15 protein-coding genes and 1 pseudogene are annotated in these 17,869 nt (G+C 72.1%); 10 read left to right on the top strand and 6 right to left on the bottom strand.

Translation table 11 applies throughout. The features are described 5' to 3' along the window. The first annotated feature begins 114 nt into the window (after positions 1-114). Genes tdh through AB0G17_RS24915 form a run of 3 tightly spaced genes read left to right on the top strand, consistent with a single transcriptional unit; the run spans position 115 to position 3,267 of the window. Positions 115-1,143, top strand: a complete 1,029-nt coding sequence (gene tdh, locus AB0G17_RS24925; protein ID WP_361386849.1) for an L-threonine 3-dehydrogenase — start codon at positions 115-117, stop codon at positions 1,141-1,143. A 31-nt stretch (positions 1,144-1,174) separates the two neighbouring features. Next, a complete protein-coding gene (locus AB0G17_RS24920) occupies positions 1,175-2,356 on the top strand; it encodes a glycine C-acetyltransferase (RefSeq protein WP_361386846.1) in 1,182 nt (393 codons plus the stop codon). Further along, positions 2,353-3,267 (top strand): LysR family transcriptional regulator, encoded by a 915-nt coding sequence (locus tag AB0G17_RS24915; protein WP_361386843.1) that lies wholly within the window; start codon positions 2,353-2,355, stop codon positions 3,265-3,267. Before AB0G17_RS24920 ends, AB0G17_RS24915 begins: the two co-directional genes overlap by 4 nt. A gap of 81 nt (positions 3,268-3,348) precedes the next feature. Here the strand turns inward: AB0G17_RS24915 and AB0G17_RS24910 are convergent. Next, positions 3,349-3,675, bottom strand: a pseudogene (locus tag AB0G17_RS24910) (hypothetical protein); the annotation flags it as partial. A 101-nt stretch (positions 3,676-3,776) separates the two neighbouring features. After that, a complete protein-coding gene (locus AB0G17_RS24905) occupies positions 3,777-4,241 on the bottom strand; it encodes an ATP-binding protein (protein WP_361386840.1) in 465 nt (154 codons plus the stop codon). A 184-nt stretch (positions 4,242-4,425) separates the two neighbouring features. Between AB0G17_RS24905 and AB0G17_RS24900 the strand changes: the two genes are divergently transcribed. Together AB0G17_RS24900 and AB0G17_RS24895 are read left to right on the top strand one after the other, a co-directional pair. Next, a complete protein-coding gene (locus AB0G17_RS24900) occupies positions 4,426-5,286 on the top strand; it encodes a helix-turn-helix transcriptional regulator (RefSeq protein ID WP_361386837.1) in 861 nt (286 codons plus the stop codon). Further along, positions 5,287-5,523 carry a DUF397 domain-containing protein gene (locus AB0G17_RS24895; protein ID WP_361386834.1) on the top strand — a complete coding sequence of 79 codons (237 nt, stop codon included), beginning with the start codon at positions 5,287-5,289 and terminating at the stop codon, positions 5,521-5,523. Positions 5,524-5,581: 58 nt separating this feature from the next. On the opposite strand, the gene AB0G17_RS24890 is transcribed toward AB0G17_RS24895, so the two are convergent. Beyond that, the gene (locus AB0G17_RS24890; protein WP_361386831.1) at positions 5,582-7,390 is read right to left on the bottom strand and encodes an FAD-dependent oxidoreductase; all 1,809 of its coding nucleotides are present in this window, start codon (positions 7,388-7,390) and stop codon (positions 5,582-5,584) included. Between the two features lie 166 nt (positions 7,391-7,556). Here AB0G17_RS24890 and AB0G17_RS24885 point away from each other — a divergent pair, with 166 nt between their 5' ends. Continuing rightward, the gene (locus tag AB0G17_RS24885; RefSeq protein WP_361386828.1) at positions 7,557-7,976 is read left to right on the top strand and encodes a YchJ family metal-binding protein; all 420 of its coding nucleotides are present in this window, start codon (positions 7,557-7,559) and stop codon (positions 7,974-7,976) included. Positions 7,977-8,042: 66 nt separating this feature from the next. After that, entirely contained in the window at positions 8,043-9,878 is a 1,836-nt protein-coding gene (phsA, locus tag AB0G17_RS24880) for an O-aminophenol oxidase PhsA (RefSeq protein WP_361386825.1), read from the top strand. A gap of 93 nt (positions 9,879-9,971) precedes the next feature. On the opposite strand, the gene AB0G17_RS24875 is transcribed toward phsA, so the two are convergent. The 3 genes from AB0G17_RS24875 to AB0G17_RS24865 all read right to left on the bottom strand — a co-directional run bounded on the left by AB0G17_RS24875 (position 9,972) and on the right by AB0G17_RS24865 (position 13,653). After that, positions 9,972-12,050 carry an MDR family MFS transporter gene (locus AB0G17_RS24875; protein WP_361386823.1) on the bottom strand — a complete coding sequence of 693 codons (2,079 nt, stop codon included), beginning with the start codon at positions 12,048-12,050 and terminating at the stop codon, positions 9,972-9,974. An 82-nt stretch (positions 12,051-12,132) separates the two neighbouring features. Then, positions 12,133-12,336, bottom strand: a complete 204-nt coding sequence (locus tag AB0G17_RS24870; RefSeq protein ID WP_361386821.1) for an urea transporter — start codon at positions 12,334-12,336, stop codon at positions 12,133-12,135. A gap of 33 nt (positions 12,337-12,369) precedes the next feature. After that, on the bottom strand, positions 12,370-13,653 hold the full coding sequence (locus tag AB0G17_RS24865) for a helix-turn-helix domain-containing protein (protein WP_361386818.1): 1,284 nt from the start codon (positions 13,651-13,653) through the stop codon (positions 12,370-12,372). Between the two features lie 726 nt (positions 13,654-14,379). On the opposite strand from AB0G17_RS24865, the gene AB0G17_RS24860 reads away from it, so the two are divergent. The 3 genes from AB0G17_RS24860 to AB0G17_RS24850 are packed head-to-tail and all read left to right on the top strand — an operon-like array spanning position 14,380 to position 17,848. Continuing rightward, on the top strand, positions 14,380-15,960 hold the full coding sequence (locus AB0G17_RS24860) for a DUF6801 domain-containing protein (RefSeq protein WP_361386815.1): 1,581 nt from the start codon (positions 14,380-14,382) through the stop codon (positions 15,958-15,960). 14 nt (positions 15,961-15,974) lie between these two features. After that, the gene (locus tag AB0G17_RS24855) at positions 15,975-17,030 is read left to right on the top strand and encodes an ATP-binding cassette domain-containing protein (RefSeq protein ID WP_361386812.1); all 1,056 of its coding nucleotides are present in this window, start codon (positions 15,975-15,977) and stop codon (positions 17,028-17,030) included. Continuing rightward, a complete protein-coding gene (locus AB0G17_RS24850) occupies positions 17,027-17,848 on the top strand; it encodes an ABC transporter permease (protein WP_361386809.1) in 822 nt (273 codons plus the stop codon). Before AB0G17_RS24855 ends, AB0G17_RS24850 begins: the two co-directional genes overlap by 4 nt. Positions 17,849-17,869: the final 21 nt, after the last annotated feature.

The following is a 17,869-nucleotide window of genomic DNA, read 5'->3' as shown; positions in this document are numbered from 1 at the left end:
TGACCCGCTTAAGAAAACCTCGATGGACGCGAGTGGCTCTTGCTCGGCAGATTAGTGATCAGCCATGGAACCATGGCTTTCGCCCCTCTTTGTACGTCCCGGGAGCCGCCCGCAATGAAGGCCCTTGTCAAGCAGCACGCCGAACCCGGACTGTGGCTCATGGACGTCCCGGAGCCGGAGACCGGCCCCGGTGACGTGCTGATCAAGGTGCTGCGCACCGGCATCTGCGGCACCGACCTGCACATCCGCTCCTGGGACGGCTGGGCGCAGGGCGCCGTCGAGACCCCGCTCGTCCTCGGCCACGAGTTCGTCGGCGAGGTCGCGGCGGTCGGCGCGGACGTCCGGGACATCGCGGTCGGCGACCTGGTCAGCGGCGAGGGCCATCTGGTCTGCGGCAAGTGCCGCAACTGCCTGGCGGGCCGCCGTCACCTGTGCCGCTCCACCATCGGGCTCGGCGTGGGGCGCGACGGCGCCTTCGCGGAGTACGTGGCGCTGCCCGCCGCCAACGTGTGGGTGCACCGCACGCCGGTCGACCTCGACGTCGCCGCGATCTTCGACCCGTTCGGCAACGCCGTGCACACCGCGCTCTCCTTCCCGCTGGTCGGCGAGGACGTCCTGATCACCGGCGCGGGCCCGATCGGCATCATGGCGGCGGCCGTGGCCAAGCACGCGGGTGCCCGCAGCGTCGTGATCACCGACGTCAGCCCCGAGCGCCTGGAGCTGGCCCGCAAGGCGGGCGCGACGCTCGCGGTGAACGTGGCGCAGTCCTCGATCGCGGACGCCCAGCGCCAGCTCGGTCTGCGCGAGGGCTTCGACGTCGGCCTGGAGATGTCCGGCCGCGCCGAGGCCATGCGCGACATGATCGACAACATGACGCACGGCGGCAAGATCGCCATGCTCGGCCTGCCCGCGCAGGAGTTCGCGGTCGACTGGTCGAAGATCGTCACCTCGATGATCACGGTCAAGGGCATCTACGGCCGCGAGATGTTCGAGACGTGGTACGCGATGACGGTGCTGCTCGAAGGCGGCCTCGACCTCTCCCCGGTGATCACCGGCAGCTACTCCTACCGGGACTTCGACGCGGCCTTCGACGAGGCCGCCACCGCCCGCAGCGGCAAGATCATCCTCGACTGGACCGTCTGAGTCCCTCCTCCGGCACCTAGGAGCCAGAAGCATGTACGCGTCCGTCCGTGACGACCTCCAGAACACCCTCGACGAGATCCGCGAGGCCGGTCTCTTCAAGCCCGAGCGGGTGATCTCCACCCCGCAGAACGCCTCGGTCTCCGTCCCCACCGGCGAGGTCCTGAACTTCTGTGCCAACAACTACCTGGGCCTCGCCGACCACCCCGAGGTGATCGCCGCCGCCAAGGAGGCGCTGGACCGCTGGGGCTACGGCATGGCCTCGGTCCGCTTCATCTGCGGCACCCAGGACGTCCACAAGGAGCTGGAGGCGCGGCTCTCGGCGTTCCTCGGCCAGGAGGACACGATCCTCTACTCGTCCTGCTTCGACGCCAACGGCGGTGTCTTCGAGACCCTGCTCGGCGCCGAGGACGCGGTGATCTCCGACGCCCTCAACCACGCATCGATCATCGACGGCATCCGCCTCTCCAAGGCCGCCCGTTACCGGTACGCCAACCGCGACATGGCCGAGCTGGAGGCGAAGCTCAAGGAGGCGTCCGGCGCGCGCCGTCGCCTCATCGTCACCGACGGTGTCTTCTCCATGGACGGCTACGTCGCTCCGCTCCAGGAGATCTGCGACCTCGCCGACCGCTACGACGCCATGGTCATGGTCGACGACTCGCACGCCGTCGGCTTCGTCGGCCCCGGCGGGCGCGGCACCCCCGAGCTGCACGGCGTCATGGACCGGGTCGACATCATCACCGGCACCCTCGGCAAGGCCCTGGGCGGCGCCTCCGGCGGCTACGTCGCGGCCCGCGCCGAGATCGTCGCCCTGCTGCGCCAGCGCTCGCGCCCGTACCTCTTCTCGAACTCGCTCGCCCCGGTGATCGCCGCGGCCTCCCTCAAGGTCCTCGACCTGCTGGAGTCGGCGGGCGACCTGCGCGACAAGCTCGCCGCCAACACCTCGCTCTTCAGGACGAAGATGACCGAGGCGGGCTTCGAGGTCCTGCCCGGCGACCACGCCATCGCGCCCGTCATGATCGGCGACGCCGCCGAGGCCGCCCGTATGGCCGAGCTGCTCCTGGAGCGCGGTGTGTACGTGATCGGCTTCTCCTACCCGGTGGTCCCGATGGGCCAGGCCCGCATCCGGGTCCAGCTCTCCGCCGCGCACTCCACGGCCGACGTGGAGCGGGCCGTGGCGGCGTTCATCGACGCCCGGGCGACAATGGCCGGGTGATCGACCCGCGCCGGCTCCGCATCCTGCGCGCCGCGGCGGACCACCGTACGGTGACCGCCGCGGCCGCAGCGCTCTATCTGACCCCCTCAGCCGTCTCCCAGCAGCTCGCCGCTCTGGAGCAGGAGACCGGCCACACGCTGCTGACCCGCAGCGGCAAGGGCGTACGGCTCACAGCGGCCGGCGAGATCCTCCTGGAGCACGCCAACGCGGTCCTCGCGCAGCTGGAGCGGGCGGAGGCGGAGCTGGCGGCGTACGCGGGCGGCGTGGCCGGCGACGTGACGGTGGCGGCGTTCGCCACGGGCATCGCCGAGGTGCTTGCCCCGGCCGTGGCCCGGCTGCGCGGGACGCATCCCACGATCCGGGTCCGTGTCCGTGACGCCGAGGGGGACGCGTCGCTGCCGATGGTCCTGGACGGCGAGGCGGACCTGGCGCTGGCGGTCGAGTACCGGGGCGCCCCCAGGGAGGACGACCGGCGCCTGGCCCGGGTCGCGCTCTACGCGGAGCCCTTCGACGCGGTGCTCCCGGCCGGGCACCCGCTGGCGACAGCGCCGGAGGTACGGCTCTCGGCCCTGTCCGAGGACGACTGGATCGGGCCCTACCCCGGCAACCCCTGCCACGACGTGGTCTTCCTCGCCTGTGAGCTGGCGGGCTTCGAGCCGCGGCTGATCCACTCCTCGGACGACTTCCGCGCCGTGGTGGCCCTGGCGGGGGCCGGGGCGGGCGTGGCCCTGGTGCCCCGCTCGGCGCTGCGCGGCATGGAGCGGAAGAACACGGTGGTGCGCCCGGTGGCGGGCCCCGCGGCCACCCGCCGCGTCTTCGCGGCGGTCCGCAGCGGGGCCGAGCACCACCCGCTGATCAGCCCGGTCCTGGACGCCCTGGCCCGGGCGGCGGAGGGGCTGCCGACGGGCTGAGCCCGTCGGCGGACAGGTGCGGTGCGCGGGGGCGGGGAGCGAAGTCCCACCCCGGGTCGGCGCGAAGGGCGGGCGAAGATGCTAGGACCATGCCGGTGCCGTTCCAGTCAGCTGGCATACCACCAGGTACAGCGGGATGGGCGGGGTGTACGGGCTGGTGCCCCCGGGGCAGTGGATCAACCGCCGTCCCGGAGTCTGCGGAGCGCGTGCGCCCGGAGCGTAGCGGGCCGGGTGCGGCCACGTCAGGTCGTGGTCCGAGCCGGGCGGGACCACCCACCACCAGCGGTCGGCGTCCGCGAAGACGCAGCCCGAGCGGGGCAGCCGCGCAAGGACCCGGAAGCCGTAGGAGGCGGGTACCGCGACCGCGTCGCAGCCAGCGGACGCCGGGAGCGCCGGCGGCAGCACCAGTGTGCTGCCGCCGGTCGCTCCGGCGCCCCCTTGCGAGCCGGGCCCCCAAGGCCCCCCAGCCTGATCCCGGCCGCCTCTGGACAGAAGTGTGTGTGAGCCGCTCAGCATGTACGGCCCGCCCCGAGCCGGGCCCAGACGATCCGGCCGGTGCCGCGCGGCACGTCGTGCGCGCCCCAGGCCACGCTCAGCGCGTCGACCAGCAGCAGGCCCCGGCCGCCCTCGTCCCCGTCGGCCGCGTCGCACAGGGTGGGCCCGCACGCCCCGTACCCCTGGTCCTTGACGGCGACCGTCAAGTGCCCGGCGGCGAAGGAGAGTTCGCAGGCCACACGGGTGCCCGCGGTGTGTACGACGGCGTTGGTGACGAGCTCGGAGATGACCAGGGCGGCCGCGTCGCCCAGCTCCTCGCCGAGGCCCCACCGGACGGTGAGCTCGGCCGTGTGGCGGCGGGCCGCGGCGGCGGATTCAGGCCTGGCAGCGAGGTCGAACGCGTACCGGCGGGCGTCGGCGACGGACACCGTGGGGGCCGCGCCTATGAGCTGCGGGACGAGCGCATTACCAGGAGCCACGACCGGGTCCTCACAGTGGGGAAGCGGTGTCGCACGCGACAGCCGCATGTGCTGGCGTTCACCGACCTACCTTCCACCCATCCGTGACACTTGGCAAGGGGCACTCTGAAAATTGCAGAGTGCTGTGTTCTGGGCTGAGGCGACATGGCACACTGCTCGGCAACAGGGTTAGGGGAGGTCTGACGTGAGTGAACCCCGGTCCGCCCCGACCGTGGGGCAGGTCGTGCTGGGCCGACGCCTCCAGGACCTGCGCGAGCGGGCCGGCCTCAAGCGCGAAGAGGCGGCGAAGGTGCTCCGCGTCGCCCCCGCCACGATCCGTCGCATGGAGACGGCCGAGGTCGCGCTGAAGATCCCGTACGTACAGCTGCTGCTCAAGGCGTACGGCATCGGGGACGAGGAGACGGACCGTTTCATCGAGCTCGCGGAGGAGGCCAACAAGCCCGGGTGGTGGCAGCGCTTCCACGACATCCTGCCCGACTGGTTCAGCATGTACGTGAGCCTGGAGGGCGCCGCCTCGCTCATCCGGGCGTACGAGCCGCACTTCGTTCCCGGGCTGCTGCAGACCGAGGCGTACGCGCGCTCGGTGATGGTCAGCGGCGCGCTCGGGCAGACGAGGACCGCCGACATCGAGCGGCACGTGGCGCTGCGCATGGAGCGCCAGTCGCTGCTCACCCGGGCCGACGCACCGCGGTTCTGGGTGATCATGGACGAGACCGTGCTGCGCCGCCCGGTGGGCGGCCCGGAGGTGATGCGCGGCCAGCTCGACCGGCTCCTGGAGGCGGCCGAGCTGCCCCATGTGACGCTCCAGCTCGCGGAGTTCGCGACGGGACACCACCCGGGGACCTACGGCCCGTTCGTCCTCTTCCGGTTCGCCGTGCCGGAGCTCCCGGACATGGTCTACAGCGAGTACCTGACCGGCGCGGTCTATCTCGACGCGCGCCCCGAGGTCGACACGCACCTCGAAGTCATGGACCGCATGGCGGCCCAGGCCGCGACTGCACGACGCACGAAGGAGATCCTGGCGGATCTCCGCAAGGAGCTGTGAATGGATCACATATACAACGGCATGCCGGCCCGCGAGCTCGGGACCGAGGGCTGGCACAAGCCGTGGAGCGGAGGCAACGGCGGCAACTGCGTCGAGGCCATGAAGCTGGCCGACGGCCGGGTCGCGGTGCGCCAGTCGGCCGACCCGGAGGGCCCCGCTCTGATCTACACCAGCAACGAGATCGCCGCGTTCATCCGCGGCGCCAAGTCGGGCCAGGCCGACTTCCTGCTGACGTGATCCCACCGCACGGCCGCCGCCCGCGCCCCCTCGGGGCCGGTGCGGCGGCCGAGCCGTGTCAGCCCACGTCGAAGACGTTGGGCAGCCCCAGACGGTAGCGGAAGCGGTCGTCGCGCTTGAGCGGCTCCAGCTCCGGGGCGCTGTAGAGCGACGTCACCGAGCAGCGCGGGGCGGTCGAACCGGCCCGCTCCAGCAGCGCGTTGGCGGCGAGGCGGCCCGAGGTGTTGGCGCCCTCCATCGTCGCCAGGTCGATGGGGACGGCCACGTAGTCGCCCGCCAGATAGAAGTTGGGGATCCTCGTGCCCGCCGAGGGACGGTTGTGGAACGTGCCGACCGGGTGGATCAGCAGCTCGTCCTCGTTCCTCGGGTCGGGGGTACCGATGCCGGAGACGCCCGGGTCCAGGAACCACGAGTGCAGCTTGCCGTCGCTGAGCACGGTCTTGCCGGTGTCGTTGACCGCGGCCTTCAGCTGCGCCCACACCTCGCGCGCGACCTCCTCGCGGGTGCACTGCTTGGCCGTCTTCCCGTACAGCATTCCGGGCTTGTCCCACTCGGAGATGTCCACCGAGAGGCAGTCCACCACCGTGCCGTCGCCGTAGTCGGTGCGGAAGTCGTGGTGCGGCCAGTGCTCGGCCTGGGCGATCGCGGTGAGCGACCAGGGGGAGTCGATGCAGTCGAAGTGGCCGTGCACCCCGTCGGGCCGCTCGGTCAGATAGAACTGGATGCCCGTCATCCAGTCCGTACGGAGCTTGTCGCAGCGGGCCAGCTGCGGGTCGGCCGCGCGCATCGCGGCGCTCCAGGTGAGCCGCGCGTGCTCCACCGGCAGCGCGCAGACGTAGTGGTCGGCGCTCACCGTGCGCCGCACCCCGCCCGGGTCCTCGACCACCGCGCCCGTCACCTTCGCGCCGTCGTACGCGAACTCCCGCAGGCTCCACCCGAGTTGGAACTCCACGCCGAGGGAGCGCAGGTGGGAGACCCATGGGTCGATCCACGCCTCGTTGGTGGGGGCGTTGAGGATGCGGTCGAGGGGGCCGTCCGCGCCCCGGCCGAGCACGTTGAAGACGAACGCCTCCAGGAGCGAGCCCACCGTGCGGGTGCTGGCCTCCTCCGCCTTGGTCGCCACGATGTTGCGGGTGACGCCGACGGCGAGGATGCGCTGGTACTCGTAACTCATCCGGCCCGCCTTGGTGAAGGTCCACCAGGGCGTCGCCTCCCACTGGTCGTTGCGGCGCTCGTCGCAGCTGGTCAGGAAGGTGATCAGGCGGTCGGCGAAGTACGCGGCCTCGCGCGCGGGCAGCCGCTGGAAGGTGCCGAGCAGGCCGGTGAGGGCGCGCCGCAGGGCGTCCAGGGTGAGCTGCTGCGGGGTGCCGGACCAGGGCAGCGGCAGACGCATGTCCTCGTAGCCGGTCCGGGCGAACATCATCTCCTTGGGCGCGACCAGGTTGTCCCAGACGCCGAGCGCGTTGCCCGGGAAGGGGATCCGCCGCATCGTGTCCGGCAGGTTGTGGTAGATCCCGGGGATGAACCGGAAGCCGTGCTCGGCCGGGAGCGGGGCCCGGCCGCTCCGGGCGCTGTCCGGCACATCCATGCTGCGCGCCTTGCCGCCGAGCGCCCGGCGCTCGTAGAGCGTGACGCGGAAGCCGCGTTCGGCCAGCTCGTGGGCGGCGGTGAGCCCCGCGACCCCGCCGCCGAGCACCACCACCGACTGCCCGGCCGCCGGGGCGGCCCCCGGGCGTGCCGCGGCCGCGGCCGGGAGCGCCGCGTCGAGCCCCAGGGCGGTCGCCGCGCCCGCCACCGCCGTCCCCGCGACAAATGTGCGCCTCGTACTGCCCGCAGTACTGCCCGGAGTGCTGCCCGAACGCTCCATGGTGCCCCCTATTACCAGTGGTAACGGTCACGTCGGCGCAGGAGCATACGGATGTGGCGGTCAAGCCGGAAGAGGCATTCGGGTCCAGAGTCGCGCGGGTGCACGGCAGTTGCGGTCTGCTCCAGCCGTGCCGGGCGCGGGCGGACGGATGTGGTCAGATAGGGGCATGGCCCGACGCACCTCCCGCCCCGCCCGCCGCCCCCAGCCCCCCGTGCACTGCCCCTGCGGGCTGCCCGCGCCGTATGCCGAGTGCTGCGGCCGCTACCACGCCGGGCAGGCGGCCCCCACCGCCGAGGCCCTGATGCGCTCCCGTTTCAGCGCCTTCGCGGTCCAGGACGAGCCGTATCTGCTGCGCACCTGGCACCCCGACCACCGGCCCGCGAGCGTCGACTTCGACCCGGGGATGCGCTGGATTCGCCTGGAGATCCTGGACACCAAGGACGGCAGCGCCTTCCACGCCACCGGCGAGGTCACCTTCCGCGCCCACTACACCGAGGGCGGCGGGGAGGGCTCGCTGCACGAGCGGAGTCGATTCGTCCGGTACGAGGGTGCCTGGGTGTATCTGGACGCTGTCTTCACGGACTGAACCGGATCGGGGTTTTCGGCGTCCTTTCCCGTGCACGGCCGTCATGGCCGGGATCAGGGGGAGAACATGTCCGACATCGCCGGGGACGAACTCGTCCCGTACACCGACCGGTTACCGATTCCCGAAGTGCTGCGGCCCGCGAAGGCCGATGTGCGCCGGGAGACCGAGATCGCCGTCCGCCCCACCTGGGTACGGCTGCACAGCCAGCTGCCGCCCACGCTGATGTGGGGCTACAACGGCACCGTGCCGGGCCCCACCATCGAGGTGCGGCGCGGCCGGCGTGTCAGGATCGCCTGGACCAACCGGGTGCCGCGCGGATCCGAGTACCCGGTCACCGCCGTCGAGGTGCCGCTGCGCCCGCAGGGCACCCCGCCTGCCACCACCGAGCCCGGCCGCGGAGGCGTCGAGGCCAGCGTGGACGTGACCGCGCTGCCCGCCTGGACCGTCACCCATCTGCACGGCGCCCAGACCGGCGGCGGCAACGACGGCTGGGCCGACAACGCGGTGGGGGAGGGCGACGCCCAGCTCTCGGAGTATCCGAACGACCACCAGGCCGTGCAGTGGTGGTACCACGACCACGCCATGAACATCACCCGGTTCAACGTCTACGCCGGGCTCGTCGGCACGTATCTGGTCCGCGACGACGAGGAGGACGCCCTGCGCTTGCCGCGCGGCAAGCGGGAGATGCCGCTGATCCTCGCCGACCGCAACCTCGACACCGACGAGGACGGACGCCTCGACGGGCGGCTGCTGCACAAGACGATCGTCGTCGACCCGAAGAACGCCGAGACGGGCCGGCCGGTCTCGGCCCCCTTCACCGGCCCGTTCACCACGGTCAACGGCGTCATCTGGCCCTACCTCGACACCGACGCCGCCTGGTACCGCTTCCGGCTCGTCAACGCCTCCAACGCGCGCATCTACGACCTGGTCCTCGTCGACGAGGACGACAACCCGGTGCCCGGGGTGCTCCACCAGATCGGCAGCGACGGCGGGCTGCTGCCCAGCCCGGTGACGGTCGGCTTCGACGCGGCGCTGCCGACGCTGACCGTGGCGCCCGCCGAGCGCATGGACCTGCTCATCGACTTCCGGGAGCTCGCGGGCCGCAGCCTCCGCCTGGTCAACAAGGGGGCGGGCAAGCCCGCCGGGGTGCCCGACCCGGTGAACAACGTCCGCTATCCCCAGGTGATGGAGTTCCGGGTGCGCGACTGCCCCGAGCCCGACCGGTTCGTGCTGCCGCAGGTGCTCTCCGGCTCCTTCCGGCGGTACGAGCACGGGCAGCTGCACCACGGCCACCGGCTCGTCGTGCTCACCCCGCCCGGCACCGTCGGGGGCGGCGGCCACCCGGAGATCTGGGAGATGGCCGAGGTCACCGAGGCCACCGCCGAGCCCGCGGACGGGGTGATCCAGCTGAAGGGCGCCGACGGCACGGTGAAGACCTACCGGCGGATCTCCCGCACCTTCAACGACGCCCTCGGGTTCACCGTCGCCGAGGGCACCTTCGAGCAGTGGAGCTTCCTCAACCTCGGCGGCCCGGTCCACCCCATGCACATCCACCTCGCCGACTTCCAGCTGATGGGCCGTGACACGTACACGGTGAACGGCTTCGACCCGAAGCTGGGCGGGACCCGCGATCCGGTGGCCTACGACGCGAGCCGGCCGGTCCCGCTCGCGCCCAACGAGCGCGGCTTGAAGGACGTCTTCCGGGTCCCGGCCGGGCAGTTGGTGCGGGTGCTCGGCCGCTTCGACGGCGCGTACGGGCGGTTCATGTACCACTGCCATCTGCTGGAGCACGAGGACATGGGCATGATGCGGCCGTACGTGGTGGCGCCCGCGGAGGCGCTCAAGTTCGACCACGCGGGCGGGCACGGCGGCCACGACGGCCACGGGGGGCATACGGGCTGAGGCACGGGGGCTCCTCCGGTCGGCTCATGGGTTCGGCTCATGGGTTCGGCTCATGGGGTCGGCTCATGGGGTCGGGGTGTGGGCGCGGCCGGGTCAGGACCGGGCCGCGCCCACCGTCTCGCGGTCGGCCGGGGGCAGGCCGTTGGCCAGGTCCTCGGCGAGGAGCCGCTTGGCGATGGCGTCGGCGGCGGCCCGCAGCTCCGCGCTGCGCGGCCGCCCCCGGTCCCGCTCCAACTGCTCGTTCAGCCACTCCGACCAGGACGCGCTGATCGAGTCGACCTCGCGCCGGCCTCCCTCGGAGAGCGAGAAGTAGGTGCCCTCGCGGGTGAGGAAACCCTCGTCGACCATCCGCTGGAAGACCGGCACCAGCACCTCCGGCGGCACATGGCGGCGGGCCGCGATCAGGCCGAGGCTCGCGTGGCCGACCATCCTGGTGAACAGCTCCACCTGCATCACCGCCCACGCCCCCGCGATGTCGAGCCGGGAGTCCGAGCGGGTCACGATGTGGCGTGCCGTGTCGATGCCCGCACTGCGGACGATCTTGCCGACCGACAGCTCCAGGAGCTTCTGCGAGTCGCCGGTCGACGGCTGGGCGAAGCCCTCGCCCATGTCGGTGGAGGAGGAGCGGGCGGTGTCGCGCAGCTCGACCTGCTTGAGGAAGAGCGCCACCAGGAACCCGACGGCCGCCACCGGCACGGTCCACAGGAACACGGTGTGCAGCGAGTCCGCGTACGCCTGGACGATCGGCGCGGCCGTCGCCGGGGGCAGCGACTTGAGGCCCTCGGGGGACTGAGCGGCCCCGGCGAGCGCCGCTGGATCTGCCCCGCCGGCCCTCGCCGCGGCCGCGATGCCGTCCGCCAGGTTCGGCTTGAGGGTGTTGGCGTAGATGGTGCCGAAGACGGCGGTGCCGAAGGAGCTGCCCAGCGTACGGAAGAAGGTCACGCCGGAGGTCGCGGTGCCGAGGTCGGCGTAGTCGACGGTGTTCTGCACGGCGATCGTCAGGACCTGCATGCACAGCCCGATGCCGAGGCCGAGCACGAACATGTAGAGCGATTCCAGCCCGGCGCCGGTGTCCGGTCCCATCAGCGAGAGCAGATAGAGCCCCACGCCCATCACCAGGGCGCCCACGATGGGGAAGATCCGGTACTGGCCGGTCTTGCTGACCACGTTGCCGCTGAAGACCGAGGCGATCAGCAGCCCGACCACCATCGGCAGGGTGCGCACGCCCGAGACGGTCGCGGAGTCGCCGTCCACGTACTGGAGGTAGGTCGGCAGGAACGTCATCGCGCCCAGCATCGCGAAGCCCACGATGAAGCTGAGGACCGAGCAGACCGTGAAGACCGGGTTGCGGAACAGCCGCATCGGCAGCATCGGCTCGACGGCCCGCGTCTCCGCCCAGCAGAACAGGGCCAGCGCGGCGAGACCGCCCGCGAAGAGGCCGAGGATGGCCGGAGAGGTCCAGGCGTACTCGTTGCCGCCCCAGCTCGTCGCCAGGATCAGGGCGCTCGCCCCGGCCGCGACCAGACCGATGCCGAGGTAGTCGATCACCGGTTTGGCGACCGAGCGGATCGAGGGGATGTTGCGGGCGGCGGCGATGACCACCAGGACCGCGATGGGCACGTTCACGTAGAACGCCCAGCGCCAGCTCAGGTGGTCGGTGAACAGGCCGCCGAGCAGCGGCCCGATGACCGTGGAGACGCCGAAGACCGCGCCGATCGCGCCCTGGTACTTGCCGCGTTCGCGCAGCGGGATCACATCCGCGATCAGCGCCATCGCGGTGACCATCAGACCGCCCGCGCCGATGCCCTGGAGCGCCCGCCAGGCGATGAGCAGCGACATGTTGGTGGCCAGGCCGCACAGGAACGAGCCGGTGATGAAGACGACCGCCGAGACCTGGAAGACCACCTTGCGGCCGAAGAGGTCGCCGAACTTGCCGACCAGGGCGGTCGCGACGGTCTCCGCGAGCAGGTACGAGGTGACCACCCAGGACATGTGCGCGGCGCCGCCGAGGTCCGAGACGATCGTCGGGAGCGCGGTGCCCACGATCGTCTGGTCCAGCGCGGCCAGCAGCATCCCGAGCATGATCGTGCCGAAGACGATGTTCCGCTGCCGGACGTCCAGCACGGGCGGCGCGGCGGGTGCCAAAGGCGCGGTGTCGCTGGCGGTGGTCACACTGGCACCCTCACACCGCCGCAGGTGGGACGCATGCCCTGTAGGCCGGGCGGGTGAGCCGCGCGGGCGCCTTCGCGGCGGGTCAGAGGGGCAGCGCCGCGCGGGTGGCGTCAGGCGCGGCGGTCACCGGCGCGCCGGTGGGCCGCAGCCTCGGCAGCGCCGGGACCGACGCCAGGAAGACCAGGGTCGTCAGGACGAACGGCCAGGTGAAGGGCTGTCCCCCGACCGGGGCGAAGAGCGCGCCCAGCGCGGGGCCGAGCACGGTCGCGGCCGCCGCCCCCACCACCGCGAAGCGGGCTGCTGACCCCGTCCTTGAAGATCAGGCGGCGGGCGGTGGCCGCCGCGTACGCCCGCGAGATCGAGGAGCTGTACGCGCCGAGGTGACCGAGGAGCCCGGTAAGGGGTCGGCGCGCTCGCGCAGATGCATGGCGCGCAGCACGATCTCGGTGGCGAAGCGGTGCTCGGGGTCGGCCAGCCGGCGCCCGAAGGCCGCGTCGAGGTTGCGCATGCGGTAGCGGACGGTCTGCGGGTGGATGTGCAGCACCTCGCCGATCTGGGCGGCGGTGCCACGAGTGGCGAGCCACGCCCGTAACGTCTCGATCAGGCGCTCGCGGCGGGTCGCCGTGTGGCCCTGGAGCGGGGCCAGTTCACGCTCCGCGAGCAGCTCCAGGAGCGCCGGGTCCGACATGAGCAGCAGCGTGACCAGGTGGTCCGCGCAGTGCACGACGGGCGCCTCGGTGATGATCCCGGCCAGTGCGAGGCCGAGTGCCTGACGCGCCCAGCGCAGCGAGTCGGCCGCCCCGGCCAGGGCGACCGTGGGCCCGGCCGCCGCGCGCGCCCCGCCGAGCGCCTGGGCCAGGGCCTTGCGGCGCTCCGCGTCCAGCGCGCCCGGCACCAGCAGATACGGCTGCGGGTCCCCGAGGTCCATCAGCACGTCACCGTGGAGCGCGGTGCGGGCCGGGTGGGCGCCGGCGCTCAGCGCGACCGGGGTCAGCTCCTCCGGCAGCCGCCAGCCCGCCCGTTCGGCCAGCTCGACGAGGGTGGCCCGGGGCGTGCCGCTGCCGGACGCGATCAGCCGCAGGATCTTCCTCCGCAGCTCGTCCTGGTTGTCCTCGGCCGACGCCCTGGCCTCCAGATAGCCCTCGCTGGCCAGCGCCTCCAGCTGGTCCATGTACGCGAAGAGGGTGTCCGCGAAGGACAGCATGAAGACGGGGGAGAGGTTGTAGCGCTTGCCCACCTTCTTGGTGTGGCGCAGCGCGACCCGGGCGCCGACGCGGAAGGTGCCGCGCAGGGTGTCCAGGCTGCCGCCCTGGGTAGCGGCGAACCGGCCGAAGGTACGGATCATCTCGTCCCGCAGCGGCGAGGCCACCGACGGCCGCACCACCTGGTCCACGAAGATGGTCAGGCTCTGCTCGATCGCCGAGTGCACGAACCGGCCGTGCGGGCCCGCGAAGACGTCCGCGAACTCCGGGTACGCACGGATCACCTCAGCCTTGATCTCGTCGAGCAGCGGCGGGAGTTCGGGCCACATGATGGTGGCGAGCTCCCGGGGGATCGGACCCAGCTGCTCCGAGGAGGCCGATGCGTGGAGGGCGTTCGGCATGCGCTGTCCCTTTCACTGGCCGGGACGTACGGCTCGACGTTCGGCTCTGGTGGGCGACGCACCGTGGGCCTGCTGAGTGGCCGACGTCAACTCACAACATCTGCAACATAGACCAGCCCGGGCCCGATGGCACCAGTGCGTACGGAGGAAATGTGTGCCCCATGACGGGTTCTCGTTCCGGCCGCACACAAAGATGCTCGCCCCGGCGCGCAATCGGCAATGGGATTGCCCGAACGCGAGGGAAAACGTTGACCCGCGTACGAATTTCCGGGGTGCGGCCGGCGGCAGGGCAATAACATGCGTGCGCGTGGCGGCCGGGCGGGCCGGCGGCCGGATTCGGTCGCCGGGTATTGCCCGGCCCGATTCCGCGCGCGTAGCGTCCGGAGTGCCCCGGGGAGGACGGCCCTCGCCGCCCCTCACGGCGGGCCGCCGCCCGCTCCCCGGCAGCGCGGCCCACGCCCCAGGGCTGCGGATCCCAGGCGGGGCCCCGCGATCCGTCCCCCCGGACCGCGGGGCCCCGCTCCATGTGCGCCCGGGATGTGTGCCCCCGTTGACAAGGCGAGCGCCCGGAATTGTGGCGCCGGTGACAAATAACCACCGGCGGGCGACGAGATCGGAGATTCGCGCGGAAGCGGTATTGCGGCGCGGGGTTACCCATACGTAACGTCACGGCGACATCGGCCGTTCCCGGCGCCCGTAGAACCGCTATTCCACAGGAGCAGAGCCATGGGCGGTGCATTCGACCGGCGTGGTGCCGCTATCGCCGCCGCGCTCGGCGTGATCGCGCTTCTCCTCGGCCTTGTTCCGGCATCGGACACAATTGCGCGGGACCGGGAGACGGGCGTTCAGGCCATGTACGACTGCGTGTCCGGCTCCGTACGCCGGGCCGTCACCGTCGCCTTCACCGGCGTCTACCCGACGGCCGGCCGCCCCGGACAGCCGCTGGGTGCCGAGCGGTTCACCGTACGCCCCGAGCTGACCCCCGACGCGGTCACCGCGCTTCTGCCCCCCGGCACCACGGGGGTGTCCGGCACCGCCCGCCTCGTCGTCGAGGTCGCCCAGAACGGCGCGTCGGCCCGGGCGGAGTGGGCGGGGCTCACCGCGAGCGCCGCGACGGGGGCGGAGGGGCTGGGGCCCGTGTTCACGGGGGAGGTCGCCGCGATCACGCTGGACGCGCCGGGGGAAGTGAGGTTGACGGCGGGGGAGTTGACGCTGATGCTCCAGGCCGCGCCCGAACCGGGTTCCGCATCGGCCCCGCCATCGGCCCCGTCACCGGCCCCGGATCCGACCTCGGCTCCGGGTTCGGCTCCCTCTCCGGCCCCGGCGCCCTCTCCAGTGCTGGGAGCGGCTTCCGGCGGCCCCATGACCGCTTCGGGATCGTCAGCGCCCACCGGGCCCACAGGAGGCGCGGGGCGCGAGCAACTCCCCGCCCCCACCGCCCCGGTGGAACTCCACTGCACCCCCGCAAACCCCCCGGCTCCCCGCCTGGCCACGTGGCCGGTGAACTCCTCGGGCACCGGCAGTGCCTCCACCTCCCCGCCCCCGCCCCCGACCGCCGACAGCCGGACGCACCCGCCCGCGATCCGGATCGGCCCCGGCCCGCTCGCCACCGCGCCCGTCTGCCCGGCCGCCCCGCCCGCCGGGGAGCTCGACCCGGGCAGGCTGCCGAAGCCCCCGCCCGGCGCGGTCGAGGGCAGCCTGGGCGCCTCGCTCTGTGTGGTGGCCGTCGGCTACGCCACCGTCCACAAACTCGGCAGCGCGATGATCGTCAACGATCCGCACGGCAGCCCCGGTCCGATCCACCTCAACCTCGGCAAACGCACGGTCAGCGCCCCCGACTACGACGAGTCGGACTCGGTGGGGCTGCTGCACTTCCCCGACGCACGGTCCACGTTCCTCACCTTCGGTTTCCAGCCCACCAGCGCCCAGGTCGCGTTCGAGCCCGAGCCGGTCACCGTGGTCAACATCCGGCGCGGCGAGACGTTCACCACCACCATCGCCTACCGGCAGTACCTGCGCGTCCACGACGTACGCGTCAACGGCGTGCCGCTCGACGTGGGGCAGCGCTGCCGCACCGCGCTGCCCTTCGACACGGTCCTGAGCGGTGCGTACAACTTCCTGACCGGCGGGGTCCTCGACGGGGAGATCACCATCCCGCCGTTCGCCGGCTGCGGCAGCCGGGGCGAGGACCTGTCGCCGCTGTTCACCGCCGCCCTCTCCGGCCCGGGCAACGCCGTCCGGATCCGGCAGGGGCAGCTCGCGGGCGCCGGCAGCGCCCCGCCCGTCCCCGAACTGCCCCAGCGCTGAGGAGCCGCGAAGTCATGGGAATCGACGTGGTCGTCGAGGGGCTGACCAAGACCTTCGGACGGCAGACCATCTGGCAGGACGTCACGCTCACCCTGCCCGCCGGGGAGATCAGCGTGATGCTCGGCCCCTCCGGCACCGGCAAGACCGTGTTCCTGAAGGCGATCGTCGGACTGCTCCGGCCGGACCGGGGCCGGGTCCTCGTCGACGGCGTGGACATGGCCAACAGCCGTGAGAAGGACATCTTCGAGGCCCGCAAGCTCTTCGGGCTGCTCTTCCAGGACGGGGCGCTCTTCGGCTCGATGAGCCTCTTCGACAACATCGCCTTCCCGCTGCGCGAGCACACCAGGAAGAAGGAGTCGGAGATCCGCCGGATCGTCATGGAGCGCATGGAGGTGGTCGGCCTGGTGGGTGCCGAGCGCAAGCTGCCCGGCGAGATCTCCGGCGGGATGCGCAAACGAGCCGGGCTCGCGCGGGCGCTCGTCCTCGACCCGCAGATCATCCTCTGCGACGAGCCGGACTCCGGACTCGACCCGGTGCGCACCTCGTACCTCTCCCAACTGCTCATCGACATCAACACGCAGCTCGACGCGACCATGCTGATCGTCACCCACAACATCGACATCGCGACCACCGTCCCGGACAACATGGGGATGCTGTTCTGCCGCGAGCTGGTCGCCTTCGGACCCCGCGAGACGCTGCTGACCAGCGAGGAGCCGGTCGTGGAGCAGTTCCTCAACGGGCGCAGGGCCGGGCCCATCGGCATGTCGGAGGAGAAGGACCGGGCGACCATCGCCGAGGAGGCCTCGTACGGTCTCGTCGTCGGCCCGCCCACCCGGCGCCCCCTCGTCCCGCAGCTGAAACCCACGCCCGGCCTGCCTCCCCGCCGGGCTGTCCAGCGCCGCCGCGCCCGGGTGCGCGCGCTGCTCGACGAGCTCCCGCCCGCCGCCCGCGCGGCCGTCGAGGCGGACCTGCGGGACGCCTCGCAGGCCACGGTGGTGGGCGGCGCCGAACTCGACACGCTCGTACGGACCCGGCCCCTGCACACCTACGAGGGCGGGGGGCCGGTATGAGCGCCCCTTTTGAGCCGGGGGCCGTCGGGGCGCCGGTGCCACGGCCGCCGCTGCGCGTGCTCCACCCGCTGCGCGAGACCGGCAGGCTCTTCGCGCTGGGCTGGACCGTCGTACGGCTGACGTTCCGAAGGCCGTTCCAGGTGCGGGAGTTCATCGAGCAGTTCTGGTTCATCGCCAGTGTCACCATCCTGCCCGCGATGCTGGTGACGATCCCGTTCGGCGCGGTCATCGCCCTCCAAGTGGGCTCCCTCATCCAGCAGTTCGGCGCCCAGTCGTTCACCGGGGGCGCGAGCGTCCTCGTCCTGGTCCAGCAGGCCAGCCCGCTCATCGTGTCGCTGCTGATCTCCGGCGTCGCGGGCTCCGCGATCTGCGCGGACCTCGGTGCGCGCACGATCCGCGAGGAGCTGGAGGCCATGGAGGTCATGGGCGTCTCGCCGGTGCAACGGCTCGTCGTGCCCCGGGTCCTCGCGGTCATGTCGGTCGGGCTGCTGCTCAATGGCCTGGTCTCGGTGGTCGGGACGATCGGCGGCTACTTCTTCGCGGTGATCGTGCAGCACGGCACCCCCGGCGCGTACCTCGCGAGCTTCTCCGCCCTCGCCCAGCTCTCCGACCTGCTGATCGGCGAACTCAAGGCGGTGCTCTTCGGGTTCATCGCCGGTGTGGTCGCCGCCCACCGGGGCCTGAACCCCAAGGGCGGGCCGAAGGGGGTGGGGGACGCGGTGAACCAGTCCGTCGTCTTCACCTTCCTGATCCTCTTCTTCGTCAACATGGTGCTGACGGCCCTCTACCTTCAGCTCGTCCCGGCCAAGGGCCTCTGACATGGCACTCCTGGACCGGGC

The organism is Streptomyces sp. NPDC023838, assembly GCF_040639555.1.
Classification (GTDB): domain Bacteria; phylum Actinomycetota; class Actinomycetes; order Streptomycetales; family Streptomycetaceae; genus Streptomyces.
Note: the sequence above shows the minus strand (reverse complement) of the source record. Positions and strands in the feature narration are given on the sequence as shown.

What these genes read in the sequence shown, in the direction of transcription:
- tdh (WP_361386849.1), top strand. Translation starts at nt 115, where the DNA reads ATGAAGGCCCTTGTCAAGCAGCACGCCGAACCCGGACTGTGGCTCATG.
- AB0G17_RS24920 (WP_361386846.1), top strand. Translation starts at nt 1,175, where the DNA reads ATGTACGCGTCCGTCCGTGACGACCTCCAGAACACCCTCGACGAGATC.
- AB0G17_RS24895 (WP_361386834.1), top strand. Translation starts at nt 5,287, where the DNA reads ATGGATCACATATACAACGGCATGCCGGCCCGCGAGCTCGGGACCGAG.
- AB0G17_RS24890 (WP_361386831.1), bottom strand. Translation starts at nt 7,390, where the DNA reads ATGGAGCGTTCGGGCAGCACTCCGGGCAGTACTGCGGGCAGTACGAGG.
- AB0G17_RS24885 (WP_361386828.1), top strand. Translation starts at nt 7,557, where the DNA reads ATGGCCCGACGCACCTCCCGCCCCGCCCGCCGCCCCCAGCCCCCCGTG.
- phsA (WP_361386825.1), top strand. Translation starts at nt 8,043, where the DNA reads ATGTCCGACATCGCCGGGGACGAACTCGTCCCGTACACCGACCGGTTA.
- AB0G17_RS24865 (WP_361386818.1), bottom strand. Translation starts at nt 13,653, where the DNA reads ATGCCGAACGCCCTCCACGCATCGGCCTCCTCGGAGCAGCTGGGTCCG.
- AB0G17_RS24860 (WP_361386815.1), top strand. Translation starts at nt 14,380, where the DNA reads ATGGGCGGTGCATTCGACCGGCGTGGTGCCGCTATCGCCGCCGCGCTC.
- AB0G17_RS24855 (WP_361386812.1), top strand. Translation starts at nt 15,975, where the DNA reads ATGGGAATCGACGTGGTCGTCGAGGGGCTGACCAAGACCTTCGGACGG.
- AB0G17_RS24850 (WP_361386809.1), top strand. Translation starts at nt 17,027, where the DNA reads ATGAGCGCCCCTTTTGAGCCGGGGGCCGTCGGGGCGCCGGTGCCACGG.